7 protein-coding genes are annotated in these 8,138 nt (G+C 70.3%); 2 read left to right on the forward strand and 5 right to left on the reverse strand.

Annotation, left to right across the window (positions count from 1 at the left end; translation table 11 throughout):
• Positions 1–401 precede the first annotated feature (401 nt).
• Complete coding sequence (locus G6048_RS45210; protein WP_165345437.1) at positions 402–1,454, forward strand: LLM class flavin-dependent oxidoreductase; 1,053 nt, start codon at positions 402–404, stop codon at positions 1,452–1,454.
• A gap of 24 nt (positions 1,455–1,478) precedes the next feature.
• On the opposite strand, the gene G6048_RS45215 is transcribed toward G6048_RS45210, so the two are convergent.
• From G6048_RS45215 to G6048_RS45235, 5 genes are all read right to left on the reverse strand, one after another.
• Complete coding sequence (locus G6048_RS45215) at positions 1,479–2,372, reverse strand: lysophospholipid acyltransferase family protein (RefSeq protein WP_165345443.1); 894 nt, start codon at positions 2,370–2,372, stop codon at positions 1,479–1,481.
• A gap of 251 nt (positions 2,373–2,623) precedes the next feature.
• On the reverse strand, positions 2,624–3,394 hold the full coding sequence (locus G6048_RS45220; RefSeq protein ID WP_165345438.1) for a GNAT family N-acetyltransferase: 771 nt from the start codon (positions 3,392–3,394) through the stop codon (positions 2,624–2,626).
• A gap of 255 nt (positions 3,395–3,649) precedes the next feature.
• Entirely contained in the window at positions 3,650–4,399 is a 750-nt protein-coding gene (locus G6048_RS45225; protein ID WP_165345439.1) for a succinate dehydrogenase/fumarate reductase iron-sulfur subunit, read from the reverse strand.
• On the reverse strand, positions 4,396–6,405 hold the full coding sequence (locus G6048_RS45230) for a fumarate reductase/succinate dehydrogenase flavoprotein subunit (protein ID WP_165345440.1): 2,010 nt from the start codon (positions 6,403–6,405) through the stop codon (positions 4,396–4,398). Before G6048_RS45230 ends, G6048_RS45225 begins: the two co-directional genes overlap by 4 nt.
• A 1-nt stretch (position 6,406) precedes the next feature.
• A complete protein-coding gene (locus tag G6048_RS45235) occupies positions 6,407–7,114 on the reverse strand; it encodes a succinate dehydrogenase (RefSeq protein ID WP_165345441.1) in 708 nt (235 codons plus the stop codon).
• Between the two features lie 83 nt (positions 7,115–7,197).
• On the opposite strand from G6048_RS45235, the gene G6048_RS45240 reads away from it, so the two are divergent.
• Positions 7,198–8,091, forward strand: coding sequence for a LysR family transcriptional regulator (locus G6048_RS45240; RefSeq protein ID WP_165345442.1), 894 nt, complete (start codon positions 7,198–7,200; stop codon positions 8,089–8,091).
• The last annotated feature ends 47 nt before the right edge of the window (positions 8,092–8,138 follow it).

Here is an 8,138-nt window from a genome sequence, read left to right on the forward strand (position 1 = left end):
CCCCTTCACCCCCCGCCCGGCCGAAGATCCCGTCACGGCAGTCAACGAGCATCAGCCGCAAAGGTCACCCATTCGACCCAAGAACCCCAGTTCCCCTACCGAAGAACGGAGACCGAGAACGCACCCCACGGCATGGATGACCCTCCCGGCGTAGGTGCCGGGCGGCGGCACCAACGGCATCCGGCCTCGGCACTCACTCACATTCACCAAAAGTCACTCCCGCTCAGTACACCCGCGGCAGTTCCCAACCCCGCACCTGCCGGGCGACGCCGCCGGACGGCTGAGGGCCGCACCGCTGGAGGAACGGCGAGTGCGCTGACCCCCGAACCGATCATGGCACCGCGGAAGAAATCCGCCGATCGACGGTTGAGACAAGGGAGTCCACTTCCAGCGGAGAAGCCATGTCGAACCAGCACCATCTCAACACCCGCGAGAACCGGGGCTCTCGTGTGCACGCGACCCGTTTCTCCGTCCTGGACCGCTCCCGCACCCGGGAGGGGCACGACGCCCCGGAGGCGCTGCGGGAGACCGTGCGGCTGGCCCAGGAGCTCGAGCGGCTCGGCTACCACCGGATATGGGTCTCGGAACACCACGGCGTGCCCGGAGTCGCCGGTTCCGCACCGACCGTGCTGGCCGCCGCGGTCGCCGCCGCCACGCGCACGATCCGGGTCGGCACGGGCGGAGTGATGCTGCCGAACCATCAGCCCCTGGTGGTGGCCGAGCAGTTCGGCGTCCTCGAGTCCCTGTTCCCGGGACGTATCGACATGGGTCTGGGCCGCTCCGTGGGCTTCACCGACGGCGTGCGCAAGGCGCTGGGCCGGGACAAGGACGTCGCCGACGATTTCGCGGGGCAGCTCGAGGAGTTGCTGGGCTGGTTCCGCGGCACCTCTCCGACAGGAGTGCACGCGCGTCCGGCCGAGGGGCTGACCGTGCCGCCGTTCGTGCTGGCCATGGGCGAGGGCGCCACGATCGCCGCCCGGGCGGGCCTGCCGATGGTCATCGGCGACCTCCGCAGCCGCGAGAAGATGCGGCGCGGCATCGATCACTACCGGGCGACGTTCCGGCCTTCCGCCTGGGCGAGCGAGCCGTACGTCGTCATCTCCGGCACGATCGCGGTCGCGGACAGCCCCGAGGAGGCCCGCCGTCTGCTGCTCCCGGAGGCCTGGTCGATGGCGCACTCCCGCACCCGCGGCACCTTCCCGCCGCTGCCGCCCGCCGAGCGCGTCGAGGCGCTGAGGATGGGCGACAAGGAACGGGGCCTCTACGAGTCCGGGCTCAAGGGGCACATCGCCGGCACCGAGGAGCAGGTCGCCCACGAACTGGAGACGGTGCTCAAGGAGACCGACGCGGACGAGGTCCTGGTCACGACCAGCACGTACGACCGCGACGCCCTCCTGGATTCGTACGAGAGGCTGGCCCGGATCGCGGGTCTGGGCGGCGCGGGCCCTGCCTGAGCGCTCCGCTGGAAGTCCGGTGCGTCACCCGCAGGTCCGTGGTGGCTGGTCGCTTCCCCATCGCGGCGGAGCCGCGAATTGGCGCAGCCCCGCGCCTCTTTGGGCCGCTGCCCGAACCGCATCGGACTTCGCCGGACCTGCTGAGGACGCCGCTCTGTGGTCCCCTTCCGAGTTCGCGCGGGTCCGGTGGGTGGCGGCCGTCTCGGCGGCGTGGGCCAGGGTCCGGCGGTCGGGTGCGCTGTCCGGTGCGAGCAGCGGCTGTACGTGTACCTCGGCCACGAGTCCGCGTGCCGACGCGACCCGCCACACGGAGGCGAGCAGCGAGTCGCTCCCGACGAACGCGGGTGCCGTGGTCGCCGCTCCCCCGTCGAGCCGGTAGTGCAGGCGCACCGGCTGGACGGGGGCGGCGGCGTCCAGTGCGGCCTGGAAGGCGGCCCTGCGGAACGACCCCTGGGCCCGGCCGCACCAGGTGCTGCCTTCGGGGAAGACCACGACCGCGGCGCCGTCACGCAAGGTGTCCGCGATCCGCGCGACCGTCGTCGGCAGCGCGCGCAGCCGGTCCCGTTCGATGAACAGCGCCCCGCCGCGCGCGGTCAGCGCGCCCGCGACGGGCCACTTCCGGATCTCGGCCTTGGCGAGCATCCGCCCGGGACGGACGGCCGCGAGGAGCGGAATGTCCAGCCAGGAGATGTGGTTGGCGACCAGCAGCAGCCCGCCGGTGGGCGGGGCGGCTCCGGCGGTCCGTACGCGTACGCCCACCGCGCGCACAATCGTCCGGCACCAGAGCCGGATGGCACGGTCGCGCCGCATGGCCGCGAGCCGGCCGACGACCGGGATCAGCACGATCCCGACGAGGAGCACGGCGACGACCACGGTCAGCCGTAGCACGGCCCGCGGTACGGCGGCCAGGGACCCCATGGACTCCACGCAGGCATGCGGGGTGCACGGGGCGCTGGGAAGCCAGGCGCTGGCCGGGGCGACGCCCGGCGCAGCGGGACGGTCCGCGAGGTGCGTCCCGGCACGGCGTGCGCGCGGCCGGGGTACTGCCCGGCGCCCGGGGAGCGCGGCCGCGCCCGCGCCGGGACTCGCGAGGGCCGCCGCGCCACGCCGCGGGCGGAGCAGCACCGCGGTGCGCAGCGCACCCGTCAAATACACCCGAGAGGCGTTCATCAGGCCGGGACGAGCGACAGGAAGTGCCGCAGGTAGCGGGAGTTGACGCGGTGCATCGGCAGCAGCACGTATAGGTCGGCCACTCCGAAGTCGGGGTCGTGGGCGGGTTCCGCGCAGACCCAGGCGCCGAGGCGGAGGTAGCCGCGCAGGAGCGCGGGGAGTTCGGTGCGGGCCGGGCGCTGGATGCCCTCCGGGTTCCAGGGCAGCAGCGGGCGTACGCGGTACTCCTCGGGCGCCAGGTACTTCTCCTGTACGCGGTCCCAGGTGCCCGCGGCGAGCGCGCCGCCGTCGGCCAGCGGGATGGAGCAGCAGCCCGCGAGCCACTCGTGGCCGCCCTCGACCATGTAGCGCGCGATACCGGCCCAGATGAGACCGATGACGGCACCGTCCCGGTGGTCGGGGTGGACGCAGGAGCGGCCGACCTCGACGAGCCCGGAGCGGATCCCGGCGAGCGGCCCGAGGTCGAACTCGCTCTCCGAGTAGAGCCGTCCGGCGATCGCGGCGCGCTCCGGCGGCAGCAGCCGGTAGGTGCCGACGACCTGTCCGGTCACCGTGTCGCGGACGAGCAGGTGGTCGCAGTAGGCGTCGAAGGCGTCGATGTCGAGGCCCGGCTGCGGGGTGGTCAGCAGGGCGCCCATCTCGCCCGCGAAGACGTCGTGCCGCAGCCGCTGCGCGGCCAGCACGTCCGCCTCGTCGCGGGCCAGGGTGACGGTGTAGCGGGTGGGTGCGGTCGTCTGCGGCGGGCTGTCGAGCGTGGTTACGCCGGTCATGGCTGGCTCTCTCCTGGGGACGTTGGCCGGTGTGCGGCCGGAGGTGAGCGGAGCGGAAGGTGAGCGGGCCGGTTGGGTACGGCGTGCTCGTTCCTGTTCTCCCGACGCCGGCTGACCGGCGCGTAACCTGCGCAGAGAGGTGGGATGTGGGCTTGTTGAATCCCCGGGTGCGGCGGCCCTGACAAAGCTTGGCGGGGCCGGAGAGCACCACTCCCGGCCCCGCCCGTCCGCACCTTGACGGCGAACGACGTACGGCTAACGCTTTCCCGACCTGCGGGTCGCGCGCAGCCACTCCTTGTTCATACCGGTGATGGAGACCAGCGGGATGCCCTTCGGACAGGCGGTGGCGCATTCGCCGGTGAGCGTGCAGCCGCCGAAGCCCTCCTCGTCCATCTGCGCCACCATGTCGAGCACACGGGTCTCGCGCTCGGGCGCACCCTGCGGCAACACGTTCAGGTGGTTCACCTTCGCCGAGGTGAACAGCATCGCGGCCCCGTTCGGGCAAGCGGCCACACACGCCCCGCACCCGATGCACTCCGCGTGCTCGAACGCGAAGTCCGCGTCCGGCTTCGGTACGGGCGTGGCGTGGGCCTCGGGCGCGGCGCCGGTCGGCGCGGTGATGTAGCCGCCGGCCTGGATGATCCGGTCGAAGGCCGACCGATCGACCACCAGGTCCTTCACCACCGGGAAGGCGGAGGCCCGCCACGGCTCGATATCGATGATGTCGCCGTCCTTGAAGGACCTCATGTGCAGCTGACAGGTGGTCGTACGCTCCGGACCGTGCGCGTCGCCGTTGATGACGAGCGAGCACGCGCCGCAGATGCCCTCACGGCAGTCGTGGTCGAAGGCGACGGGGTCCTCGCCACCCAGGATGAGCTCCTCGTTGAGGGTGTCGAGCATCTCCAGGAAGGACATGTCGGGCGAGATGTCGTCCACTTCGTACGTGGACATCGCTCCGTCGGCGTCGGCGTTCCGCTGCCGCCAGACGCGCAGGGTGAGCTTCATGCGTAGCTCCGCTGAGTGGGGTGGACGTACTCGAAGACGAGGTCTTCCTTGTGCAGGACCGGGGCAGAGCCCGTACTTGTGAACTCCCAGGCCGCCGCGTACGAGAACTCCTCGTCCCGGCGGTCCGCCTCACCGTCCGGGGTCTGGGACTCCTCCCGGAAATGGCCGCCGCAGGACTCGGCGCGGTGCAGGGCGTCGAGGCACATCAGCTCGGCGAGTTCCAGGTAGTCGACGACGCGGTTCGCCTTCTCCAGCGACTGGTTGAACTCCTCGCCGGTACCGGGAACCTTGATACGCCGCCAGAACTCCTCGCGGATCTGCGGGATACGCTCCAGGGCCTTGCGCAGCCCCGTCTCCGTACGCGCCATTCCGCAGAACTCCCACATCAGTTCGCCGAGTTCACGGTGGAAGGAGTCGGGGGTGCGGTCGCCGTCGACGGCGAGGAGCAGGCTGAGGCGGTCCTCGGTCTCGGCCAACACCTCCTGGACAACGGGGTGTTCGGCCGTGACCTGCTCATGGTGCGGATTTCGGGCGAGGTAGTCGTTGATCGTCGACGGCAGTACGAAGTAACCGTCGGCCAGCCCTTGCATCAGGGCCGAGGCGCCGAGCCGGTTCGCCCCGTGGTCCGAGAAGTTGGCCTCGCCGATCGCGAACAGGCCGGGGATGGTGGTCTGCAGGTCGTAGTCGACCCACAGCCCGCCCATCGTGTAGTGCACGGCGGGATAGATCCGCATCGGCACCTCGTACGGATCCTCGTCGGTGATCCGCTGGTACATGTCGAAGAGGTTGCCGTACTTGGCCTCGACGGCCTTGCGGCCCATGCGCTTGATCGCGTCGGCGAAGTCCAGGTACACGCCCTCCCGTCTCCCACCACCGCCCTCAACCGAGGAGCCTTCGGCTCCGCCCCTCTGGTTCTGGCCTCCGGGGCCCACTCCCCTGCCCTCGTCGCAGACGTTCTTGGCGGCCCGGGAGGCGATGTCGCGGGGCACGAGGTTGCCGAAGGACGGATAGATGCGCTCCAGGTAGTAGTCGCGCTCGTCCTCGGGGATCTCGTTCGCCGGCCGCTGGTCGCCCTGCGCCTTCGGCACCCAGATCCGGCCGTCGTTGCGCAGCGACTCGCTCATCAGCGTGAGCTTCGACTGGTGTTCGCCGGTGCGCGGGATGCACGTCGGGTGGATCTGGGTGAAGCAGGGGTTGGCGAAGTACGCGCCGCGCCGGTGCGCCCGCCAGATCGCGGTGGCGTTGGAGTTCATGGCGTTCGTCGACAGATAGAAGACGTTGCCGTAACCGCCGCTCGCCAGGACGACGGCGTCCGCGAAGTACGTGTCGATACGGCCCGTGATCAGATCGCGGGCCACGATCCCGCGCGCCCGCCCGTCGACCACGATCAGGTCCAGCATCTCGGTCCGCGGATGCATCTCGATATTGCCGGCGGCGATCTGCCGGGAGAGCGCCTGGTACGCGCCGAGCAGCAGTTGCTGGCCCGTCTGCCCGCGGGCGTAGAAGGTCCGGGACACCTGTACGCCGCCGAAGGACCGGGTGTCGAGGAGGCCGCCGTACTCGCGCGCGAAGGGCACGCCCTGCGCCACGCACTGGTCGATGATCTCGACCGAAATCTGCGCCAGGCGGTGGACGTTGGACTCGCGGGCCCTGAAGTCGCCGCCCTTGACGGTGTCGTAGAACAGCCGGTGGATCGAGTCGCCGTCGTTGCGGTAGTTCTTGGCGGCGTTGATGCCGCCCTGCGCGGCGATCGAGTGGGCGCGACGCGGTGAGTCCTGGTAGCAGAACTGCACGACGTGGTAGCCCTGTTCGGCGAGCGTGGCCCCCGCCGAGCCGCCCGCGAGGCCGGTGCCGACGACGATCACCGTGTGCTTGCGGCGGTTGGCGGGGTTGACCAGCTTGGCCTCGAAACGGCGGGTGTCCCAGCGCTCGTTGACGGGTCCGGACGGGGCCTTGGTGTCGGCGATCGGCTTCCCGGTCGCGTAGTCGGCGTACTCAGCGGTCATGTCAGCTCACCACTCCGGTCATCACAGCCACGGGTACGGAGACGAAGCCCACCGTCAGCACCAGCGCGAGCACGTTGGCGATGGTCTTGAAGGCACGGTCACGAGTACGGCTGCCGACCCCGAGGGTCTGCGCCGCGCTCCAGAAGCCGTGCCGGATGTGCAGGCCGAGCGCGAGCACCGCGACGATGTAGATGACGTTGCCGTACCAGGTGGAGAAGGTGTCGATCACGTTCTGGTACGGGTGTCCGGCCTCGAAGCCGCCGGGGTGCACGGTGCCGGTCGTCAGGTCGAGGATGTGCCAGACGATGAACAGGCCGAGGATGATCCCGCCCCAGCGCATCGTCCGTGTCGCGTAACTGGCCCGCGGCTTCTTGTGCACGTACTTCGTCGGCCGCGCTTTGATGTCGCGGCGGCTCAACTGGTATGCGGAGACGGCGTGCGCGACGACGGCGGCGACCAGGACGACGCGGGTGATCCACAGCGCCCATTCGTAGTGCAGGAAGGGTTCGCCGAGGGTACGCAGGGCGTGCGCGTACTCGTTGAACTCGTCGGATCCGAAGAAGATCTTCAGGTTGCCCAGCATATGGACGACCAGGTACGCCAGCATGATCAGACCGCTCACGGCCATGACCGTCTTCTTGCCGACGGAGGAGTCCCACATCGTGCGGGTCATGGACGGTTTTCGATCCGTCCGCGTTGCCAGAGCCATGAGACGCACGCTATGGCCGGAAGTCCTGATCGGTCCAAGACATGGTCTGGCTGGTTTCGATAGCCAGGACCTATGGTGGTGGGGTGCAGTTCCAGCAGCTCCAGTACTTCGTGGCCGTCGCCGAGACCCGGCACTTCACCCGGGCCGCGGACCTCGTCCATGTCGCGCAGCCGTCCCTCTCCCAGCAGATCAAGGCGCTGGAACGGGAGTTGGGGGCGGATCTGTTCCTGCGCGCACGCGGCAACATCACGCTGACGGACGCCGGTGAGGCACTGCTGCCGCTGGCCCGCCGCATCCTGGCCGACGCGGAGACCGCTCGGCACGAGGTGGGGGAACTGGTTCAGTTGCGCAGCGGGCGGGTTCGTCTCGGTGCGACTCCGAGCGTGTGCACGGGGCTGCTGCCGGACGTTCTGCGTACCTTCCACGACCGGTATCCGGGCATCCGGCTACTGATCGAGGAGGGCGGTTCGCATGATCTCGTACGGGAACTCGCTCGCGGTGCACTCGATCTCGCCCTCGTCGTGCTGCCGCTGCCTTCGCCGTCGCCCGCGCTGACCACGGTCGAGGTGCTGCGGGAGGACCTGGTGGTGGTGTCGTCCCCGGACGCACCGGCTCCGGGGCGGGGCCGTACGGTGCGGATTTCCGACCTGGAGGGTGAGCGGCTGGTGATGTTCCGGTACGGGTACGACCTGCGGGAGCTGACTGTCGCCGCGTGTCGCTCCGCTGGGTTTGAGCCGGATTTTGCGGTGGAGGGTGGGGAGATGGATGCGGTGCTTGGCTTTGTGGGGGCGGGGCTTGGGGTGGCTGTGGTGCCGCGGATGGTGGCTGCCCGGGCTGGGCGTGGGCTGCGGGTCACTCCGCTCGCCCGGCCCGGGCTGCATCGCACCATCGCGCTGGCGCACCGGAGCGATGTGGCTCCGCCACGGGCTGCACGGGAGCTCCAGCGGATGCTGCTCTCGACGACGTCCGGCTCATGAGGCCGGGGGGTCTCGCCCCCCCCGCCCCCACCCATTCCCCTCCCCGT

The organism is Streptomyces ureilyticus, from assembly GCF_011045025.1.
GTDB classification, from domain to species: domain Bacteria; phylum Actinomycetota; class Actinomycetes; order Streptomycetales; family Streptomycetaceae; genus Streptomyces; species Streptomyces ureilyticus.